This is a genomic window from Hymenobacter sp. (assembly GCF_031398885.1).
In the GTDB taxonomy this organism is placed as follows: Bacteria; Bacteroidota; Bacteroidia; order Cytophagales; family Hymenobacteraceae; genus Hymenobacter.
Genome location: NZ_JANNOD010000074.1, coordinates 1 through 19,781, shown reverse-complemented (window position 1 = coordinate 19,781; position 19,781 = coordinate 1). Strand labels below are relative to the sequence as shown.

At 64.5% G+C, this 19,781-nt stretch carries 15 protein-coding genes; 5 read left to right on the top strand and 10 right to left on the bottom strand.

The annotated features are described in order from the left end of the window. Window positions 1–66: 66 nt before the first annotated feature. Complete coding sequence (purH, locus tag RMO51_RS14985) at window positions 67–1,635, bottom strand: bifunctional phosphoribosylaminoimidazolecarboxamide formyltransferase/IMP cyclohydrolase (RefSeq protein WP_310395924.1); 1,569 nt, start codon at window positions 1,633–1,635, stop codon at window positions 67–69. A gap of 184 nt (window positions 1,636–1,819) precedes the next feature. Here purH and RMO51_RS14980 point away from each other — a divergent pair, with 184 nt between their 5' ends. From RMO51_RS14980 to RMO51_RS14970, 3 genes are all read left to right on the top strand, one after another. After that, window positions 1,820–3,034, top strand: coding sequence for an acyl-CoA dehydrogenase family protein (locus tag RMO51_RS14980; RefSeq protein WP_310395923.1), 1,215 nt, complete (start codon window positions 1,820–1,822; stop codon window positions 3,032–3,034). A 296-nt stretch (window positions 3,035–3,330) separates the two neighbouring features. Continuing rightward, the gene (locus tag RMO51_RS14975) at window positions 3,331–4,062 is read left to right on the top strand and encodes a PIG-L family deacetylase (protein WP_310395921.1); all 732 of its coding nucleotides are present in this window, start codon (window positions 3,331–3,333) and stop codon (window positions 4,060–4,062) included. Beyond that, complete coding sequence (locus RMO51_RS14970; RefSeq protein ID WP_310395919.1) at window positions 4,043–4,639, top strand: SAM-dependent methyltransferase; 597 nt, start codon at window positions 4,043–4,045, stop codon at window positions 4,637–4,639. The genes RMO51_RS14975 and RMO51_RS14970 overlap by 20 nt, the downstream gene beginning before the upstream one ends. 122 nt (window positions 4,640–4,761) lie before the next feature. Here the strand turns inward: RMO51_RS14970 and RMO51_RS14965 are convergent, their stop codons facing one another. From RMO51_RS14965 to RMO51_RS14945, 5 genes are all read right to left on the bottom strand, one after another. Beyond that, a complete protein-coding gene (locus RMO51_RS14965; RefSeq protein ID WP_310395917.1) occupies window positions 4,762–6,042 on the bottom strand; it encodes a glycosyltransferase in 1,281 nt (426 codons plus the stop codon). Between the two features lie 155 nt (window positions 6,043–6,197). Continuing rightward, entirely contained in the window at window positions 6,198–7,328 is a 1,131-nt protein-coding gene (locus RMO51_RS14960) for a BamA/TamA family outer membrane protein (protein ID WP_310395915.1), read from the bottom strand. 149 nt (window positions 7,329–7,477) lie between these two features. Then, a complete protein-coding gene (locus RMO51_RS14955) occupies window positions 7,478–8,704 on the bottom strand; it encodes a BamA/TamA family outer membrane protein (RefSeq protein WP_310395914.1) in 1,227 nt (408 codons plus the stop codon). Between the two features lie 114 nt (window positions 8,705–8,818). Next, on the bottom strand, window positions 8,819–9,139 hold the full coding sequence (locus RMO51_RS14950; protein WP_310395912.1) for a (2Fe-2S) ferredoxin domain-containing protein: 321 nt from the start codon (window positions 9,137–9,139) through the stop codon (window positions 8,819–8,821). A 34-nt stretch (window positions 9,140–9,173) separates the two neighbouring features. Next, window positions 9,174–9,563 carry a metalloregulator ArsR/SmtB family transcription factor gene (locus RMO51_RS14945; protein WP_310395911.1) on the bottom strand — a complete coding sequence of 130 codons (390 nt, stop codon included), beginning with the start codon at window positions 9,561–9,563 and terminating at the stop codon, window positions 9,174–9,176. A 102-nt stretch (window positions 9,564–9,665) separates the two neighbouring features. On the opposite strand from RMO51_RS14945, the gene RMO51_RS14940 reads away from it, so the two are divergent. Together RMO51_RS14940 and RMO51_RS14935 are read left to right on the top strand one after the other, a co-directional pair. After that, on the top strand, window positions 9,666–10,355 hold the full coding sequence (locus RMO51_RS14940) for a carboxypeptidase-like regulatory domain-containing protein (RefSeq protein ID WP_310395909.1): 690 nt from the start codon (window positions 9,666–9,668) through the stop codon (window positions 10,353–10,355). 213 nt (window positions 10,356–10,568) lie between these two features. Further along, window positions 10,569–11,948 carry an NAD(P)/FAD-dependent oxidoreductase gene (locus RMO51_RS14935; protein ID WP_310395907.1) on the top strand — a complete coding sequence of 460 codons (1,380 nt, stop codon included), beginning with the start codon at window positions 10,569–10,571 and terminating at the stop codon, window positions 11,946–11,948. A gap of 122 nt (window positions 11,949–12,070) precedes the next feature. Here RMO51_RS14935 and RMO51_RS14930 read toward each other — a convergent pair whose 3' ends face one another. From RMO51_RS14930 to RMO51_RS14915, 4 genes are all read right to left on the bottom strand, one after another. Then, window positions 12,071–13,369 (bottom strand): pitrilysin family protein, encoded by a 1,299-nt coding sequence (locus RMO51_RS14930; protein WP_310395905.1) that lies wholly within the window; start codon window positions 13,367–13,369, stop codon window positions 12,071–12,073. Between the two features lie 97 nt (window positions 13,370–13,466). Continuing rightward, on the bottom strand, window positions 13,467–14,690 hold the full coding sequence (gene porV / locus RMO51_RS14925; RefSeq protein WP_310395902.1) for a type IX secretion system outer membrane channel protein PorV: 1,224 nt from the start codon (window positions 14,688–14,690) through the stop codon (window positions 13,467–13,469). A gap of 49 nt (window positions 14,691–14,739) precedes the next feature. Next, window positions 14,740–18,750: a type IX secretion system sortase PorU gene (gene porU, locus RMO51_RS14920; RefSeq protein ID WP_310395901.1), complete on the bottom strand. Its 4,011-nt coding sequence runs from the start codon at window positions 18,748–18,750 to the stop codon at window positions 14,740–14,742. Between the two features lie 141 nt (window positions 18,751–18,891). Beyond that, on the bottom strand, window positions 18,892–19,611 hold the full coding sequence (locus RMO51_RS14915; protein ID WP_310395899.1) for a CDP-alcohol phosphatidyltransferase family protein: 720 nt from the start codon (window positions 19,609–19,611) through the stop codon (window positions 18,892–18,894). Window positions 19,612–19,781: the final 170 nt, after the last annotated feature.

Below are 19,781 nucleotides of genomic sequence, written 5' to 3'. Positions count from 1 at the left end.
CGCGGGATGCTTCGCTCCGCTCTGCATGACGTTCTGTTCGCTTTAACTGCCTATTCGGATGGGCTCTTAATGCTTGAAGTGCCGCACGCCCGTGAGCACCATGGCCATGCCCAGCTCGTCGCAGGCCCGGGTGCTGTCGGCATCCTTGACGGAACCGCCGGGCTGCACCACGGCCCGGATGCCGGCGGCACCGGCAATTTCCACGCAATCGGGGAAAGGAAAAAAAGCGTCGGAAGCCATCACGGCGCCGCGCAGGTCGAAGCCAAAGGCGCGGGCTTTCTCGATGGCCTGGCGCAGGGCGTCGACGCGCGAGGTTTGGCCGACGCCAGAGGCCAGCAGCTGGCCGGCGCGGGCCAGCACGATGGTGTTGCTCTTGGTGTGCTTGCAGATTTTGCCGGCAAACACCAGGGCCGCCGTCTCTTCGGCCGTGGGGGCCGACTGGGTCACGGTGCGGAAGTCGGCGGCGGTTTCGGTCTGGCGGTCGGCGTCCTGCTCGATGATGCCGTTGAGCAGGGTTTTGATTTGCCTGGCCGGAAACTGCACCGGCTTTTGCAGCAGCAGAATGCGGTTCTTCTTGCTCTGCAGCACCGGCAGCGCCTCGGCCGCGAAGCCGGGCGCAATCAGCACCTCGAAAAACAGCTGGTTCAGCTCCGAAGCAGTGGCGGCATCCACTTCTTTGTTCACGATAATGACGCCGCCAAAAGCCGAGACTGGGTCGCAGCTCAGGGCATTTAAATAGGCTTCGCGCAGCGTGGCGGCCTGGGCCACGCCGCAGGCGTTGGTGTGCTTGAGGATGGCGCAGGCCGGCTCGCCGTCGGCAAACTCCGCCATGAGGGCCACGGCCGCGTCCACGTCCACCAGGTTGTTGTAGCTGAGCTGCTTGCCGTGCAGCTGGTCAAACAGCGCGGTGAGGTCGCCGTGAAAAACAGCCGCCTGGTGCGGGTTTTCGCCGTAGCGCAGGGGCGTTGACGCTGCGCTTAATGAGGAATGAGGAATGAGGAATGAGGAATTATCGGTCAATAATTTCTCGTTGGTGAAGCTGGTGCCTTGGCGGAGGTAGCCGAAGATTTCGGTGTCGTAGTGGCTCGTGACTTGGAACGCCGCCGCCGCATAATGCCGGCGGTCTTCCAGGTCGGTGGCGCCGTTTTTAGCGGTCAGCAGTTCGGTCACGGCCGCGTACTGGTCGCGGCTGCTCACCACGAGCACGTCGCGGTAGTTTTTGGCGGCGGCGCGTAGCAGCGCAATGCCGCCGATGTCAATCTTCTCGATGACGTCCTGCTCTTCGGCACCGCTGGCCACGGTTTCTTCGAAGGGGTACAGGTCCACCACCACCAGGTCGATGGGCGGAATGCCGTGCTGCTTGGCCTGGGCCAGGTCGCCTTCGTCGTGCCGGCGGTGCAGAATACCCCCAAATACTTTAGGGTGCAGCGTTTTTACGCGGCCGCCAAATACTTCTGGGAAGCCGGTCAGGTCCTCCACGGCCGTTACCTCGGCCCCTTCCTCTTCCAGGAACTTCTGGGTGCCGCCCGTGGAATACAACGTGACGCCGTGCTGCCGCAGCACCTGCACCAGGGGCGCCAATCGGTCTTTGTGATACACGGAAAGCAACGCGGCGCGGATGGGACGAGACGACATAAAACGGACAGAAAAGCACGGCACAATTGCCGCCGCGAAGGTACGGCCTGGGTCCGGCGGGGCGGGGCCGCTCGTGTTACCGAATTATTATCCCAGCCAAGGATGGCCTACTGCCCAGCCAAAGCCCAACCACGAGCCAGCTTCCAAAGTATAGCTTGTTCCTCCCGTCCCAATTTCCAAGCGCATGTCATCTGACTTTCACCTAGTGCCGGCCGCCGAGCCGGCCACTGCCACGGCCGAGACGGTCGTATCCGCCCGGGCGGTGTCTCCCGCCCTGACCAGCCCCGCCCAGGCCGAAGCTGCTGCTGCCGAAATGGCCCCGCGCCTGTTTGCCCAAGCGGCCGAAACCGATGTGGTGGGCGCGTTTCCGCAGCAAGAGTTCAGGTGGCTGCGCGCTACGGGCCTGCTGACCGCCACGCTGTCCACCGCGCTGGGCGGGGCCGGGCTCGATTTGGCCGCGGCCACGCTGCCTTTGCTGCGGATGCTCCAGCACATCGGGCGGGGCAACCTGGCGGTGGGCCGGATTTACGAAGGCCACTTAAATGCGCTGCTGCTTATTCAGCAGTTCGGCCGCGCCGCGCAGGTGGCGCGCTACGCCGCCGATGCCCGCGCCGGCCGCTTGTTCGGAGTGTGGAACACCGAGGACCCGGCCGCGGGCGTGCAGTTGGAGGCGTTGGCCAACGGCCGCTACCGCTTGCGCGGGGCCAAGACTTTTGCCTCGGGCGCCGGCCACCTGGCCCGGCCCCTCATCAGTGGCGCGCTGCCCGACGGGCAGGGCTGGCAGTTGTTTGTGCTGCCGGCCGACGCCCAGCCGCCGGCGCTGGACCGCTCCTTCTGGCGGCCGCTGGGCATGCGGGCCACGGCCAGCTTCCGGGCCGATTTGACGGGGTTAGAAATTGGGCCGGAAGACCTCATCGGCCCACCAAACGCCTATTACCAGCAGCCGGCGTTCAGCGGCGGGGCCATTCGGTTTGCCGCCGTGCAGCTGGGCGGCGCCGAAGCCGTGTTTGAAGAGACCCGCGGCTTCCTGCGGGGCCTGGGCCGCACCGACGACCCCTACCAGCGCCAGCGCCTGGGCGAAATGGCCATTGCCCTGGAAAGCGGCCGCCAGTGGCTGCGCGGCGCGGCCGAGCACGCCGCCCGCCCCGGCGCGGCCGCACCCGAAGCGGCCGAGGCCACCGTGGCCTACGCCAACATGACGCGCACGGCCATCGAAAGAATCTGTCTCGACATGCTGCAATGGGCCGAGCGCAGCGTGGGCGCCCGCGGCCTGCTCCAGCCCCTGCCCTTCGAGCGCCTGCACCGCGACCTCACGCACTACCTGCGCCAGCCCGCGCCGGATGGCTCGTTGGCCGACGTCGGACGGTTCGTGCTCGAAGGCAAGAATTTCACGGATTAGTCGCGGGGTTAGTTGCTCGTTATTAGTTGTCAGTTGTTCGTTGTCAGTTGTTAGGTCATGCTGATGGCTGGTGAGCCGTGTTTTCGGGGGGCCCTGCCAGTTTTCAACCATCCCCCGGAATTCACTGGTTCAGCCCTCCTACGCCGACCAATGAGCCTTGCACGCCGCCGGTTTTGCGCATCATCGCGCCGATCCGACCCCGAGAACAGAATCCCGCCGGGAAGACTTCTGCCCTGAAAACTGACAACGAACAACTGACAACTAACCTTCAAGTGGCTCCTTTTTTCTCTTACCCGGTGCGTCACGCCAGCTTTGCGGCCGGCCTGGGCCCCGCGGTGGTGGTGGCGCCCCACCCGGACGACGAGGCACTGGGCTGCGGTGGACTACTGGCGTTATTGAGCCAAGCCGGCCAGCCGGCCGCCGCGGTGCTGGTGAGCGACGGCACCCTGTCGCATCCGGCGTCGGAGCTGTTTTCGGCCCCGGCCCGGCGGGCCGTGCGCGAAACGGAGTTTCGCCGCGCCCTCGCCATTCTAGGGGTTTCTGGTAGCGCGCCGCTTTTTCTCGGGCTACCCGACGGCCGGGTTCCTGATGCGGCCGGTGCGCCCGGCTTTGCTGAAGCGGTGGTTCGATTGCAGCGGTTTTTGGAAGCCCATTCGGCGGCCACGGTGCTGGTGCCCTGGCGGCGCGACCCGCACCCCGACCACCGCGCCACCAGCCAGCTGGTGCAAGCGGCTTTGGCAGGTATGCCGCGCCCGCCCCGCCGCCTCGAATACGTGGTGTGGGCCTGGGAACGGGCCTCGGCCGCCGACTTGCCCACCGCCGCGGATGGGGTCATTGGCTTTCGGCTGAATATTGGCGCCGTGGTGGCGCAGAAGCAGCGGGCCATTCGGGCGCACCGCTCGCAGGTGGCGCCCGGCGTGTTCACGGATGACCCCGGCGGTTTTTTGCTGTCCGAAGAAATGCTCGCGCATTTTGCGGGGCCGTACGAAGTTTTTTTTGAAGCCACCCATGAATCAGCACCAGCCTAATACGTTGCCCCCGGAGTATTTCGACCACGTTTACCAGGCCAACCGGGACCCGTGGAATTTTGAAACCAGCCCTTACGAGCGGGAGAAGTACGCGGCGACCCTCGCCGCCCTGCCGCGCCCGCACTACGCCCAGGCGTTCGAAGTCGGCTGCTCGCTGGGCGTGCTGACGGCGCAGCTAGCTTCCCGCTGCGGCCACCTGCTGGCCGTGGACGTGAGCGCGGCCGCCCTGGCGCAGGCGCGGGCGCGTTGCGCGGCCTTACCCCAGGTAGAGTTGCGACTAATGCGGGTGCCCGAGGAATTCCCTGACCAGCTGTTCGATTTGATTCTGGTGTCGGAAGTGGGCTACTACTGGTCGGCGGCCGACCTGGCCCGAGCGGCCGGCCAGCTGGTGGCCGCGTTGCGGCCCGGCGGCCAACTGCTGCTGGTGCACTGGACGCCGCCCGTGCACGACTACCCCCTCACGGGCGACGACGTGCACGAGTTTTTCCTGGCCAAAACCACCGCCGACGGCCCATTGCGCCACCTTGCGGGGCAGCGCCACGAAAACTACCGCCTCGATTTATTGGACAAGCGCTGAGGCGCGAGCGGACGGCCAAGAAGCAAAGCCACGCCAATAGCCTCAGCCGCTGAAGCTAGCGGTGAAATATCTTAAAATACGGCCCGCTCACTGCCCTGCGCTGGGGGTCTGTACCAACGCTTCTATGCCCGGACCTGGCCCGGGACTTTTGATGCGTTTGCCAGCGCTGCCGGCCACGCTGCCGGGCCGGCTTCGTACTGTTTTATCAGCCGCGGCAACTCCCGCAACGCCAGCGACAGCGGCAACTGCGCCACGGCCGTGCCCCGGCCGTTTTTCAGCACCCATTCCCAAAGCTCGCCGAACGCGGCGGCGCACTGCACGCGGGCCAGCAGCATGGCGGCGGGCAGGCCCAGTTGGGTGGCCAAAGGGCGGTGCGGCTGCGCGGGGCGGCTGGCCCAGTAGGTCCGCAGCTGCTGGCGCGCCCGCCACAGCCGGGCCAGCTGGGCGGGGCTTTCCACGTGGGGCTCGCGCTGCTGCCGGCTCAGGTGCAGCCACTCGCGCAGCTGCCAGGACAGGCCCACTTCGGCCCGGCCCTGCCGGCGGGCCGAGGTCAGCACTTGCACCTCGGGGCTGTGGCGCAGCTTGAAATCGTGCCGGCGCAGGGCCTGGCACAGGGCTTCGTCCTCCAGAAACCGGACTTCGGGCAGGCCGCCCACCCGGCGGTAGGCCCGGGCAGTCAGGGCCAGGCTGGCGCCGAAGTGCTGGTGGTGGCGGGGCCAGGGGTCGGCGGGGGCCGGGTCGAGCAGGCCTTCGAGGCGGGCGCACAGCTGCCGATACGCCGCGTCGCGCACCTGCAGGCGGCGCAGGGGTTGCAGGGCCGCACCGGTAATATTTGTCAAGATGCGCCCGCCCACGGCGTCGGCCCCGGCGGCAATTTCGGCCCGGGTGGCAGCCAGCCAGGTGGGCGCCACCCGGGTGTCGGCGTCGGTACTGGCGATGACGCCGGCGGGCGACGCCACGCGTTCCAGACGGGCGCAGGCCTCGTCCATGAGCAGGCGGCGGGCGCGGCCCACGTGGGCTTTGGCCGCGGGCAGGCACAACTCGGCGGCGTGCAGCACCAAGTGCGGGAAGCGCCGGGCCTGCTGGCGCACCACGGCGGCCGTGGCATCGGTGCAGTTGTTGGCCAGCACAATCACCTCGAAGCTGCCCGGGGGCAAGGGCCGGCCCTGCCAGTCGACTTGGACAGCCAGCGCGGCCAGCGTAGCGGGCAGGCTGGCTACTTCGTTTTTGGCCGGGATGATGACGCTGATTTGCAGCTCGGCGCGGGGCGGGGGTAGCTGCCGGTGCAGCCGCAGGGCGCAGCCGCGGCGGCGCGGCGCGGGCAGCAAGGCGGGAGAGAAAGCGGGGGCGGGAGCGGTGGCCTCGTGGGCGGCGAGGAAGCGGGCGGGCGTAGCGTGGTCCATCGAACCGGTGTACGCCGGCTTCCGCGAAAGGATAAGGCCCAGCTTACGGCAAAGAGCGGGGCACTTTCTCTTGCGGCTAATTCCAGCCGCTGCTCAGCAGCTGATTGTCAAAAGGTTTGGCGGCGGCTTACGGACGGCAGCCGGAGCGGCGCAGGCTAAAAGGCTTCGCCAATGCTGAAGTACACGCCCGACGAGCCGCCGCGGCCCACGCCGTAGTCGAGGCGCGCGTTGAGCCGGTCGCGCCGGTTGAATTGGAAGCGCAGGCCCGCGCCGCCGGCCACTTTCAGCCCGCCTTCGCCGAGTTCATCCAACCCGTCGCCCACTTGCCCCACGCCCCCGAACACGGCCCCGTTGAGGCGCCAGAACAGGTGGTGGCGCACCTCGGCCTGCGCGGCCAGCAATTGCCGGTCGCGGAACCGGCCCTCGAAATAGCCCCGCAGCTGGCTGGCCCCGCCCAGGTTGGCCAGCTCCCGAAACGGCACGTAGCCGCTGTGCAGCTGGGCCAGCACCTGCACCGCCAGGATGGTTCGGGTGGACGAGAACAGGGGCTGGAAATACCGCGCATCGAGCTGGTAACGGCTGAAGGTGTTGTCGCTGCCCAAAGCCCGCCCGTTGAACAGTGCGCTTACCTCCAGGTAGTTGCCGCGAAACGCGCTGAGGATGTTGTCGCGGTTATCGAAGAGCAGCGCGGGCCCCAGCCCGGAGCTGACGGTGGAACCGGTGTACTCGCGCGCGGGCCGGCTCAGCAGCGGACTGGGGCGGCCGTCGTCGGTACCTTCGCGCACTAGCACGTTGCTCAGGTTGGTGAGGCGGTACTGCAGGCCGGCAAACAGATGCGGCACCAGCCGCCGCAGCCCCCGCTGGTTGAAAATGAGCACCCGGTACTGAATCAGGGACTTATCGGCCAGCTCGGTGCGGGGGCCGAACCCGTAGTAGTTAATCGGGAAATCGTAGTAGTAGCTCAGCTCGCCCGATACCAGGAACCGCTCGCCTGGCGTGAAGACGTTGTGCGTGAGCTGCACGGCCGACTGCCCCTTGGTGGTGCGGTAAAGCAGCAGCCGCGCGTTGGACGGCCGGGTGAGCGTGTCGGCCCCGAACCGGTACACGGGCAGCACCGCCAGGCCGTAGCCGACGCCGGTTTCGGGCTGCGAAAACAGAATGGGGAAAGGGATGAAGCTCGGCTTGTTGGGCCGGGCGGGCGGGGCCGGGCGGGCGGAGTCCGGGGTTTGGGCACCGGCAGCCACGCGCACCAGCATCAACACAAGCAACGAGAGAAGAAAGCGCATGGGGAAAAGAAGGCCCGCGGCTGATGCCACGGCGCGGCACAAGATACGGGCCCGCGCCACGGCGCAGATTGCGACCGGGCCGCGACGCAAAAATCCCCTCCTGCAAGCAGAAGGGGATTCATTGAGAAGAACCGCGAAGGCAGGAGCGGCTAGAAAGCTTCGCCGATGGCGAAGTAGATACCCGCCGTGCTGCCCGTGCCCCCGGCGTAGTCGAGGCGCAGGTTCAGCCGGTCGCGCCGGATGAAATTGAAGCGGATGCCCGCGCCGCCGGCCACCTTGGTGTTGTCGAGGCTGAACTTGTCGATGTACTGGCTCACGTTGCCTACGCCCCCAAACACGGCCCCGTCGATGCGCCAGAACAGCTTCTGGCGCAGCTCGGCCTGGAAGGTTATCATCTGCCGGTCGCGGAAGCGCTGCTCGTAGATGCCCCGCAGCAGGTTGGCGTTGTTGTAGAGCGTGCCGCCGAGGTTGGCCCCCAGGCCGGCCAGCTCCCGAAAGGGCACGTCGCCGGTGTGGAACTGCCCCAGGAACTGCATGGCCAGGATGGTGCGCTCCGAGAACACGGGCTGGAAGTGGCGGGCGTCGAGCTGGTAGCGCACAAAGCGGTAGTCGGAGCCCAGCCCGGTGCCGTTGAACATCACGCTGGCATCGAGCAGGTTGCCCCGAAAAGCGGCCGAGGGCACGTCGCGGGTGTCGAACGTGAGCACCGGGCCCAGGCCCGACACGCGGGTGCCGCGCCGCTCCCGGTCGGTGAGGCGCGGGTCGCGCAGAAACACGTTCGGCCGGTCGTCGTTGGTGGTGTTCGGCGTGATGTCAAACTGGCTGATGTCGGTGAGCCGGTACTGCGCGCCAAAGAACAGCTTCGGCGCAATTTGCTTCTGCACCCGCTGGTTGATGATGAAGAGCTTATAGGCCGTCTCCGACTCGTCGTCGCTCGACGTTTCGGGGCCCACGCCGTAGTAATACAGCAGAATGTCGTAGGCGCTAATCTCGCCGTTCAGGTAAAACTTCTCGCCCGGCGTGTACACCGTGTGCACCAACTGGAGCAGCGACTGGTTTTCCTGGGTTTGCCAGTACTGCACCCGCACGTTGGAGGGCCGGGTGAGGGTGTCTTCCGAGAAGCGGCCGCTGAGCAGGCCGCCCAGGCCGTAGCCCAGGCCGGTTTCGGCCTGGTAAAACAGCACCGGAATGGGCAGCACGGTGAGCTGGTTGTTCTTGCCGAACTTGCCGAACTCCCGCGGCCCCCGCGTCAGGTTGGTGGGGGGCTTCACGGCGGCGGGAGTGGGCACGACGACCGAATCGGGGGGCGCGGCCGGCTGGGCAACGGCGGCGAAAGTCAGCCCGGTGAAGGCCAGGGCTGCGAGGGGGAAACGCATGGAGCAGGGGAAAAAACTGTAGAATTGAAGTTCTAACGGATTCCCTCCGCTTACGGTTAGCCTGCGCTGCCCCGCCGGGGCATTTGCTCCACGCCGGTGGGGCCCGCGGCCGGCCTATTTATCCACGCGCAACCGCTTCAGCACGTGGCCGCGGCCCAGGTGCTCGGCCACCAGCTCGGCGGCGTCGGCGGGCTGCACGTTGCCGTACGCCGTGCCCTCGGGATACACCACCAAGGCCGCGCCCGGGCCTTTCTTGCAGTCGTGGCACAGGTCCAGGCAGTTGCAGGTCTGCACCTGGGTGCGCTGCTTGTGGCCGTCCACCAGCAGCTTACCCAGTCCCTGGCTTTTCAGTTCTTTTTTCAAGGCCTTGGCCACGTCCTCCCCCACCCCGGATTTTTGGCGGGTACACACAAAAAAGCGGCGGGTGTTGCTCATTAAAACTTGCGGAAAATAGCCAGCACGGCCAACCCTACGGTGGTCCGTGCCAATGGCGGTTTTGCAGCTTATACGCGGCCAGCTCGCGGTTCGACCACAGGGTCTGGTACACGTGTTGGTCGCGGAGGAGCTGCGGGTCTTTTTCCATAAAGCCAAGCAGCTGCTGCATCAGTTCCCGCGCTTCTTCTTTCAGCCCGTAGTACATCCAATTGTCGAGCCGGCGCACGCTCACCAGGCCGGCGTTCTTGAGGTAGGCGAGTTGCCGGCTGGTTTTGGTTTGGGTGAAGTCGAGCACCTGCTCCAGGTCGGCCACCACCATTTCCTGGTTGCGCCACAGCAGGTGCAGGATGCGCACCCGGCTTTCGTCGCCCAACGATTTAAAAAGTTGCTGCCCAAAAGCAACCGTGAAATGTTTCAAGCGCATCTGCTGTCTGGGAAGGGGCCCGCGCCCCGCCGTGGCGTTCCGTCCAAAGGTACCATCGGCCCCGGACCCCGCGCCGTATATTTGTTTTTCTGCCCCCCGAACATGCCTGATTTCTTGAGTTTTCGCCGCTTTTCCTTGTTTTTCGCCCTGGTGCTGCTCGGCGGGCTGCTGCTGGCGGCCCCCGCGGCCCGGGCCCAGGGCAAGCGCCGCGTCATCCAGTTCACGGGCATCGTGGCCAGCGGCGACAGCCTGCTGGGCATCCCGGGCGCCACCATTTACGTGCCCAAGGCCGGGCGCGGCACGGCTTCCAACGCCTACGGCTACTTCTCCCTGGCCGTGCTGGCCGGCGACAGCATCACCATCCGCTCGCTGGGCTACACCAACCAGACCATCGTCATCCCGCCCGATTTTCAGCGGCAGAGCTATTCGGTCATCGTGCAGATGCAGGAAGACGCCACCATGCTGGGCGAGGTGCGCGTGTTCCCGTACACCACCGAGCGCGACTTCAAGAAGGCTTTTTTGGCCCTGCGCCTGCCCACCGAGCGCGGCAGCAGCGCCGCCGCCAACCTGAATGAGCAGCTCATGCGCCGCATCTTCAACACCCAGCCGATGGGCGCCACGGCCAACTTCCGTCAAACCCAGGAGCTGCAGCAGCTCAACCTGGACCGCCGCAATGGCATTGCGCCCAACCAGTATTCCAACAATCCCCTGCTCAACCCCTTCAGCTGGCTACAGCTCATTCAGCAGGTGAAAAAAGGCGAGTTCAAGCGCAAGGACAGCGACGACGACTAACCGCAGATAGAACGGATGTTGGCGGATTAAACGAATTATTCGTGGTTCCGGGGGAGTATCGCAGGGCGTTTTGGGGGGTTGCTTGTTATAATCTCGAACGGGGGATTAACGGCCTAGCCACGAGCTACCGGCCGCAACTTGGCGCGCCAGATATGGCCGGTGCCCACAGAAAATCCGTTTAATCCGCTAACATCCGTTCCATCTGCGGTCCCTATGGATACCAACCTTCCTTTTTCGCCCCACCCGCGCGTGGTCATCATCGGCTGCGGCTTCGGGGGCCTGCGCCTGGCCAAGGCCCTGCGCGACGCGCCCGTGCAAGTTGTGGTGGTCGACCGCAACAATTACCACAACTTCCAGCCCCTGCTCTACCAGGTAGCCACCGGAGCCCTGGAGGCGGACAGCATTGCCTACCCCATCCGCAAGATTTTCGCGGGCCAGCGCAACTTCTACTACCGCATGGCCGACGTGCAGCGCATCGATTCGGCCCGTAACGCGGTGGCCACCAGCGTGGGCGAGATTCGCTACGACTACCTGGTGCTGGCCACCGGCTCGCTCACCAACTTTTTCGGTTTGGAAAGCATCGAGCGCAACGCCATGCAAATCAAGAGCATTCCGAACGCGCTGAACCTGCGAAGCTTCATTTTCCAGAACTTCGAGAAAGCCCTGCTCACCAGCGACCCCGCCGCCAAGCAGGCGTTGCTCAACATTGTGGTGGTGGGCGGCGGCCCCACCGGCGTGGAAATCAGCGGCTCGCTGGCCGAGATGCGCAAGCACGTGCTGCCCAAGGACTACCCCGAACTGGACTTGCGGGCCATGCAGATTTTCCTGGTCGAAGCCACGTCGGAGTTGCTTGGGCCCATGTCGGCCGCCTCGCAGGCCGACGCCAAGCGCTACCTGGAGGAGCTGGGCGTGTTGGTGCGGCTGAACACGTCAATCAAGAAATTCGAGAACTGCCGGGCCTATTTTTCCGACACCGAGTTCATACCCACCGAAAACCTGGTGTGGGCCGCCGGCGTGAACGGCGCCGAAGTGCCCGGCCTGCCCGCCGAGGTGGTGGCCCGCAACAAGCGCATTGCCGTGAACCGCTGGAACCAGGTGCAGGGCCAAACCAACATCTTCGCCATCGGCGACCTGGCCAATATGGTGACCGACGAGATGCCCCGCGGCCTGCCCATGCTCGCGCCCGTGGCCCAGCAGCAGGCCGACCACCTGGCCGCCAACCTCCAGCGCCTGCTGCGGGGCGAGGCGCCCAAGGACTTCAAGTACCTCAACAAGGGCGCCATGGCCATCGTGAGCCGCAACAAGGCCGTGGTGGACCTGCCCGGCAACGTGCACTTCAATGGCATTTTTGGGTGGGCCACCTGGCTCTTCGTGCACCTGATGACGCTGGTGGGCTTCCGCAACAAGGTGGTGGCCTTCGTGGACTGGGCGTTCAGCTACTTCAGCTCCGACCAGGCCTTGCGCCTCATCATCCGCCCCTTCAGCCGCCGCGACGTCAAGGACGACCAGGGCAAGAAAAGCGCCGAGCACCGCACCGCCACGCCCGAATACAACCCCACGCCCCCGGCCATCCAAACGCCAGTGGCGAGCTAAAGGAAGCCAGCACTAATTCACCAGAACGTCATGTCGAGCTTGCCGAGACATCTCGCCCGCTTCGTTAGACAATGCGAGCGAGATGTCTTGGCAAGCTCGACATGACGTTCTGGTGAAACTGTTTATTCTTTCGCTGGCCCCGCAATTACCGTTTGCATGCTTGCCGGGGTGAGGTACTGCCGGGCCAGCTCCCGCAGAGCTTCGGCGGTTGCCGTTTCGGTTTGGTGCACGAACTCGGGGTAGTAATCGGCGGGCAGGCCCAGAAATATCATGTTTTTGTACTTGTCGCACTGCTCGAAAACGGTGGACAGTTCGTTCGCAAACTTGCCCAGCAAGTAGTTCTTGACCGTCGTCAACTCTTCGGCCGGAATCAGTTCTTCCTGCAGACGGCGCAGCTCCATTTCGATTTCGCTCACTGCCAGGTCCGCGCTTTCGCCTTTCACGTCGGTGCCAATGACGAGCGAGCCGCCCCGTTCGCGCGGGGCCACGCTGGCGTAGATGCCGTACGTCAGCCCTTTGTCCTCGCGGATGTTGCGCATCAGGCGCGAGCCAAAATAGCCGCCCAGCACGTTCACCAGCAGCTTGAGGCGGTGCGTGTCGGGGTGGGTGGACGCCGGCCACTCCCGGCCCATGCGCACCGACGCCTGCAGGCTGCCCGCCACGGCCATCCGGCTGGCGGAAGCCGCCACGAAGGAATAGTCGGTCCCCGTCGCGAGGTCAGCCGCGGTTGCGCCGGCTTGTCCGGCGCTGGCCGGAGCGATGCCGAAAGCCGCGGCCACCGCTGCCCGCTCGGCCACCACGTCGCCGCACAGGAATATTTCAGCATTGTTAAACGAGTACGCCGCGTGGTGGAAAGCCTGCGCCTCCGCGGCCGTCAGGGCCTGGTAGGTGGCGCTGTCGAACGGCCGGCCGTACGGCGTTTCGGCGCCAAACAACAACTCGTTGAACCGCTCCGAAGCCAAAAAGCTGGTCTTTTGGCGCTCTACGCGCACGTTCTGTACCGTGCGGGTCTTGAGTTGCTCCAGCTCGGCGGCGGGGAAGGAAGGGTTGGCGAGCACGTCCAGCACCAGGGGCAAGAGCGTGGTCAAGTGCCGGGTCAGGCAGTAAAGCGTGAGCGTGGCGCGGTCGAAGCCCGCGTCGCATTCCAGCGAAGCGCCGTAGAAGGCCAATTCGTCGGCAATCTGGCGAGCAGTGCGGGTGGTAGTGCCCTCCAGCAACATGCGCGCCGTGAGGGAGGCCAGGCCGGGGCGGGGCTCGGCCAGCTTGCCGGCCCGGAACACGGCTTGCAGGCGCACCACGGGCTGGGCGTCGTTGGCCAGCACGTGCAGGCGGGCGCCGCTGGGGAGGGAAAGCACATCGGCCGCAGGCAGGGCCACGCGGGCCAGCGGCTGAACGGGGGGAGCGACGGTACGGTCGAGCATTTAGGAAAACAGAATAGCGTAAAATGTTAAAAAAGAACGTCATGCTGAGATTAGCTCAGCATGACGTTCTCAACAAAGGCAGCAACCGGTCGGCGGCTTAGTTCTCCGGCGTGCTGCCACTGGTGCCGCCGGCGCCGTTTTCGTCAAACGCGTCCGACAGCTTGTTCAGGTTGAAATGCAGCGAGAGGCGAATGGTTTGGGCCAACGGGTTGTTCTTGGAGCCGTCGCCGGTGGGCACCAGGTAAGTGCCGTCGATGCCGAACACCTGGTAGCGCACGCCCAGGCCCAGGCTCACGTACTGGCGGTCGCCCTTGTCGGGAGCTTCGTAAAAATAGCCGCCCCGGGCGTAGAGCAGGTCGTTGTAATTGTACTCTAAACCCGTCGAGAGGTTGATTTCCCGCAGTTCTTCCTTGAACCCGCCGGGAGCATCGCTGAAAGAATTAAACAGGGCGCTAACGATGGATTGGTCGTTGCGCTCCTTATTTTTGGCAATAATAATCGGGTTATTGGAGGTCAAGCCTGCTTCGTAGTAGGGCGAGGGCACCAACATCTTAGAGGCATCGAACACGAAGGTGAATTTGTTATACTGGTCAACCTCGCGGGTGATGGCCGTACCCAACTTGAGCGTGGTGGGCAGAAAGCTCGGGTTGGTGGGGTCGGTGTAGGTAATCTTGTTGCCGATGTTGGTCACCGAGGCCCCGAAAGCCAGGTTATATAGGCCGGTGCCAATGGTGGCGTCCTTGGCGTAGTAGGCCCCCAAATCGACGGCGGCGGCGTTGCCGGGCTGGGCGTCGTTGCCGTTGATGGCCCCCACCAGGTTGGAGCGAATGTAGCGGGCCGAGGCGCCCACCCCAAAGTTATCCGTCAACTGCAGGCCGTAGGAAACCGCCAGCGCGTATTCCTTTGGGCTGAAAAACGCATATTGCGTATTGTTGATATCACGGTAGTCAATGGTCCCCAAATCAAAATACAGCAGCGAGGCGCCAAAAGCCGAACGCTGCCCCACCTTGCCGTAGCCCGAGAGATAGGAGATGCTCATGTCGTCGGTGATGTTGCGCAGCCACGGCGAGTAAGAAACCGACGCAGCGTACTGGAACGGCACGAACCCCAGCTTGCCCGGGTTGTAGTACGACGAATTGGCATCGGGCGAGATGGCCACCCCGGCGTCGCCCATGGACGACGAGCGCGCGTCCGGTGCGAGCGTGAGGATGGGCACGGCCGTGGTGATGGTTTTTTGGTTTTGTTGAGCCTGGGCCGTGGCCGCCGCAGCCACCAAGCCGGCGGCTAGCGCCCAACGCGAACGGGAAAAGAGAGACTGCATAAAGAGGGGAAAAAGGGCCCTACGCGACCCGGGCGCAAGTGAAAGCAGATTAGTTGAGGATGACGAGTTTTTCGTATTTCGAAGCCATGGTGCCTTTGCCCTGCGAGCGCACGCTCAAGCGGTACACGTACACGCCGCGGGCCAGTTGGTCGTTGTACTCGTCGCGGCCGTTCCAGGTAATGCTCTTTTGGTGGGCTTCGGTGGTGGACACGGTGGCGGTGAGGGTGCGCACCAGATGGCCGGCCACGGTGAAAATCTGAACCTGCACGTCCAGGTTGTCGGGCTCGGACCCGGCCTGGTTGTGGTCGAAGAAGAACGTAGTGGACTTGGCAAACGGATTGGGGTAGTTCAGCACGTGGTCCAGGGCCAGCTTTTCGTCGCGGGCCACCACAAACTCGACTTCCCGTTCCGCGGAGTTGTTGTACGCGTCCCAGGCCTTCAAACTCAGGGTGTGCGGCCCGGTGGCCAGGTCCTTGAACAAGTTGTTGACGCGGCCGGCGCGAAAATCGCCCACGTTGGCCACGTAGCTCTCGTTCAGCACAATGGTCTTGGTGGGGTCGCGGTCCAGCACCGCCGTGATGTCGTGGCCAATGCCCGCCCCGGTGGTGTTGATGCCGCTGGAGTCGCTCAGTTGCGCCAGCAGCGTGGTGGTGGGCCCGGTGAGGCCGCCAAAGGCGAACGATTCGCTGTCCATGAACAGCTTGATATCCGGCGGAATGGTATCCTGGGGCGCGTTGCGGGCAGCCCCGCCCACCGGCTTCATCTGGTAGCCCTGCGCGTCGATGCGGTTCGTGCCATCAAACGCGTACAGGCTGATTTTCCCCACCCCGGGGTTGTAGTTGATGTCCTTGGGTACGACGAAAGTCAGGCTAAACTGTCCGTTTACCACCGCGGCCTGCCCGCCATAAATCACGTTCTCCTGAATAACCACCGGCCGCGGTGCGTCCGGCGAAGTGGGGTCTCCCCCGGCTTCGTTGCCCAGCGTCATCACGGTCGTGGGCTTGTCGTAAATCGTGACCTGGGCCCGGCCCGTAAACGCGTTGTTTACGATGCCGTTGTTGAGCAGGCGGCCGTGCAGCCGCACCCGGGCCAGGGCCTGCAAGGTGTCGGCCCGCTCCCAGGCACCGTTTGCTCCTCGCTTGCTCACGCTGTCCAGCGCCACGGTTTGCCGGGGGTAGGCCAGCGTCATGCTGGGGTCGCCCAGTAGCACGTAGTTGCGGTTGTTGATGACGCCCGCGAACCCAAGACCGGGATAATCGTTCTTGCTCAGCCTAACCACGGTGCTGATGTTGGGCATCTGACCGTTGATGGGTCGCAGTACCCGGTTGAAGTAGGCCTGGTTCAGCCGGGCGTTAGAGCCGGCTTCCACCACACGGGTAGTGGTAAACAAGCCGATGGCGCCGCCGGTGGGGTTGTCAACCAGCGACTGCTCCCCGGCCGAATTAAAGCCCGGGTTGTCGTAGGTGCTAAAATCACAGGTGCCCGTGGTAAAAAACGTGAAGTTGTTAGAATTGCGCAGAGCCAATACCGATTCGTTGGTTACGATTTGCTCTTGCGCCAGGCCCTTCGGACCGCCGTGGCCCAGGTAGTTTACAATCAATGAGCCCTGCTCTATCGACTGGTCAACGGCGCGGTTGGCTTCGAGCGAACGCTGCCCCGCTGCCCCGGACTGTTGCGGGTACAGGTCCAGGTAGACCTTGTGCAAGTTATAAACCGGATGATTGGCCTGGAGGGAACTCGCCATCAATTCCGAGCCTTGCCCCACAAACAGGTCGTTATCGCCGTCGTCCGACACCAGCGTAATGCGGTTGCGCCACTTGCCGAAGGATGGCACTGCGTCGTAGGCGATGAGTTTATCGACTACTTGCCGGGCCTGCTCGGCATTGGTAAGCTGGCCCTTGGGAGTGTGCACGGGCAGACGACCCACCCCGATGTCGAGCAGCTCGGTACCGGGCACCAACTCATTCCACTCGCCTTCGTCGTCGTCGAGCAAGGCGTAATAATCGTCCGATGAGTAACTGGCGCCGCCGTAGAACGGTGCCAGTGACTCCCGCGACTCGTAAGTGGGCACGTAGTTTTGATTGAACGCGTCAAAGTCCGCGTCTTCTTTAAACGGCACCCGCTCGCGCCACCACGTGGGCTCAAAGGCCTTGTCGTTGTACGGGTCGGACTTGTAGTCGAACGACGCGTCGCCGAACAGCAGCAACTGCATCGTTTTGCCGGCCGGGGCCCGGTCGTAGAGCTGCTTCATCAGGTCGCGGATGGCCGTGACGTCCTGGCCACCCGACCCGTACTCGTTGTACACTTCGGTGGTCGTGACCACGGCCACGCGCAGGTTGTCGTGGCTGGTGCGGTGGCTAGCCAGCCGCAGGGCCTGCGCCTTAAAGAGCGGATAGGTCACGATAACCAAATCAAGCAGCGCGCCGGGCGTAGCGTTGAGGGCGTGCAGGTCCTGGTTGGCTACTTTGCCGAAAGGCCGCGGGGTGCTGAAGCTACCGCCGGGCTGCAGAGCCACGTACTCGCGCAGGGTGTCGGCGGGCGCCACGAAGCTGCCGTTGCCGTCCAGCGGGCGGGCCACGGGCCGGCGGGGGTTCGTGACGTCCCACACGGCGGCGCCGGTGGCGTTGGCCAGCACGAAACGGTTGCGCGCCTGCGGCCCGGTGGGCGTCAGGGCGCGGAATTCCAACTGGGGGCCACTCATCTGCAGCTGGCGCTCGGCATTGATTTCGAGGTAGTCGAGGTAGCCGCTGGCGCCGGGGTCGCTGCTTTCGTAGCTGATGCCCACCCGCAGCTCGGTTCCCGGACTGGGCAAGGCCCGCTGCGTGGTGATGGTGCTCACGGTGGCAATGGGCTGATACTCACCATTTGGCTTGGGGCCCAGGACCTGATTGCCCAAGGTGGCGCCGTTCAACGTGAGCTGGAAGGAGCTGGCCGCGGTGGAACTGGCCACCATCGACGAGGTAACGCGCACTGGCACGTTGGGCACCAAGTCGGGGATGTTGGCAAACACGAATTCTTTCTGCTGGCCGGTTCTGCTGCTAAACCCCTCGCCTACCCAGTTACGGCCCGAAAGCAACAGGTTCGCCAGGTCGTGCTCGTGAAAAGCGCGGTGGTTGAAGGTGGTGACGGTGGCCGTGACGGCCGTAGCCGCCAGGGGCGCCGCCGTGGGCACCCGGCTCCCGGGCGTGCCGTTCACCGTCACGAAATAATACGTGGTATCGGTGTAGATATTATTGCGGTGCTTGAACAGGCCGCCCTGGGCCTCCCAGGTATGGGCGCCGGGCGAGTAGAACAAGAAGTACTCGTTGTCGTCGAGCACGTTGTCGTTGTTGCTGCTCACAAACAGCACGTTGTTCTCGGCGAGGTCGTCGGGGCGCGGGGCGGTGTTGGCCTGGGGCAAAATGCCCATGGCGTTGCCGTACACGTGGAGGTTGTTGGGGTTGAGCCCCTGGGTGCTGAGCCCCATTTTAGTCAGCGTGGCCTTGTCGAGCTTATAGATGCCGCTTTCGGCCACGCCCATTTTAAACCAGTCGCCGGTGGCCAGCACCGAGTGCGCGGCGTGGGTGCGGTTGGTGGCCGTACCGCGGGCGGCCGCGTTGCCGGTGCGGGGCGCGTAGTTGTAGTCGAACGAAACCAGGCGTTCCGGCTGGCCGGTTTGGGGGTTGCGGCGCACGGGGCGCAGGCTTAGGTGGGTGACCACCTGCTTCATCTCCGTGCCGGACGTGAGCCGGGGCTCCGGGCCGGCCGGCAGCTTGCCCGCATCGAAGAGCTTGGCGTCGGCCGCGGAGAAGGGCTCGTACACCATGTTGATGAGCTGGCCGGAGGCCGCGGCGCCGCCCAGCCGCATACTGAACCAGCCCACCTGGTCGTCCATGGCCTGGCGGGCTTCGCTAAAAGTGGGCACCTTCTGCTTGCGGGTTTTCAGGGTTGGCACCTCGGCGTAACCGCCCCAACGGATGGTGCCGTGGGCGGTGGCCGCGCCGTCCGACTGCGCGCTAACCGGCGCAGCCGCCCCGACCAATAATCCTACAAAAGCAACGAAGAGAAAAAAAGGACGCATACACGCTATGTTTTGGCACTTGTTACCTAAACTATTTCGCCACGGGTGGCACCGCAACAGTCCCGCCAGTCGCCAGGTTCATCCGATGGCAGCTTCTTAACAACCAAATAACCTAATTATTGTAGCCGCGGACCGGGCCGATTACCGGGCCGCTGTTTTCGGCACCGAGAGCAGCACGTAAAGCAGCACCACCAGGGGTACGGCAGCGGCCCAGAGCCCCAGCAATAATCCTGCCGCCAGCAGCAGAAACAGGAACCGGCGCCGGTTGTCGGCCCAGCGCAGGTTCTTAAACTTGAGGGCAAACAGCGGCAGCTCGGCCACCAGCAGCCCCGAGAGCAACGCCGTGAGGCCCAGCAGCAGCCCCGGGTGCAGGATGACCGGGGCCAGCCCGAACCGGTCGTGGGCCAGGATGAGGGGCAGCGACGCCACCACCAGCGTGCACGCCGGCGTGGGCAGGCCGATAAAGGACGTGGTCTGCCGGGTGTCGTTGTTGAACTTGGCCAGCCGCAGCGCCGAGAAGATGGTGACCACAAAGCCCGAATACGCTACCCACTGCCAGGTCCCGGCTGGGGCGGCATAACCAATAAAGTGGGGCTGTGCGGCTCTATTCAGCAGTTGAAACAAAATGGCCCCCGGCACCACCCCAAACGACACCATGTCGGCCAGCGAGTCCAGGTCTTTGCCGATGGCCGACGACACCCGCAGCGCCCGGGCCAGCAGGCCATCGGCAAAGTCGGCGGCGGCGGCGGCGGCCACGAAGTAGGCTCCCAGCTCCAGCCGCCCCGCAAAAATGCTCGTCAGCGCCAAGCAGCCGAACAACAAATTGAGGCAGGTGACGGCGTTGGGCAGGTGTTTTTTCAATGAGGCGCGAAGAATGAGGAAGAATGATAAATGACCAGGGTGCGGGGAGCAAACAGAACGTCATGTCGAACCTGCAAAACGTCGTGTCGAGCTTTCCGAGAAAAAACGCGCGGGGGGGTGGAACCAAAGTTTAACGAAGAGTGCGGGATGTGTCGGGCACCTCGACATGT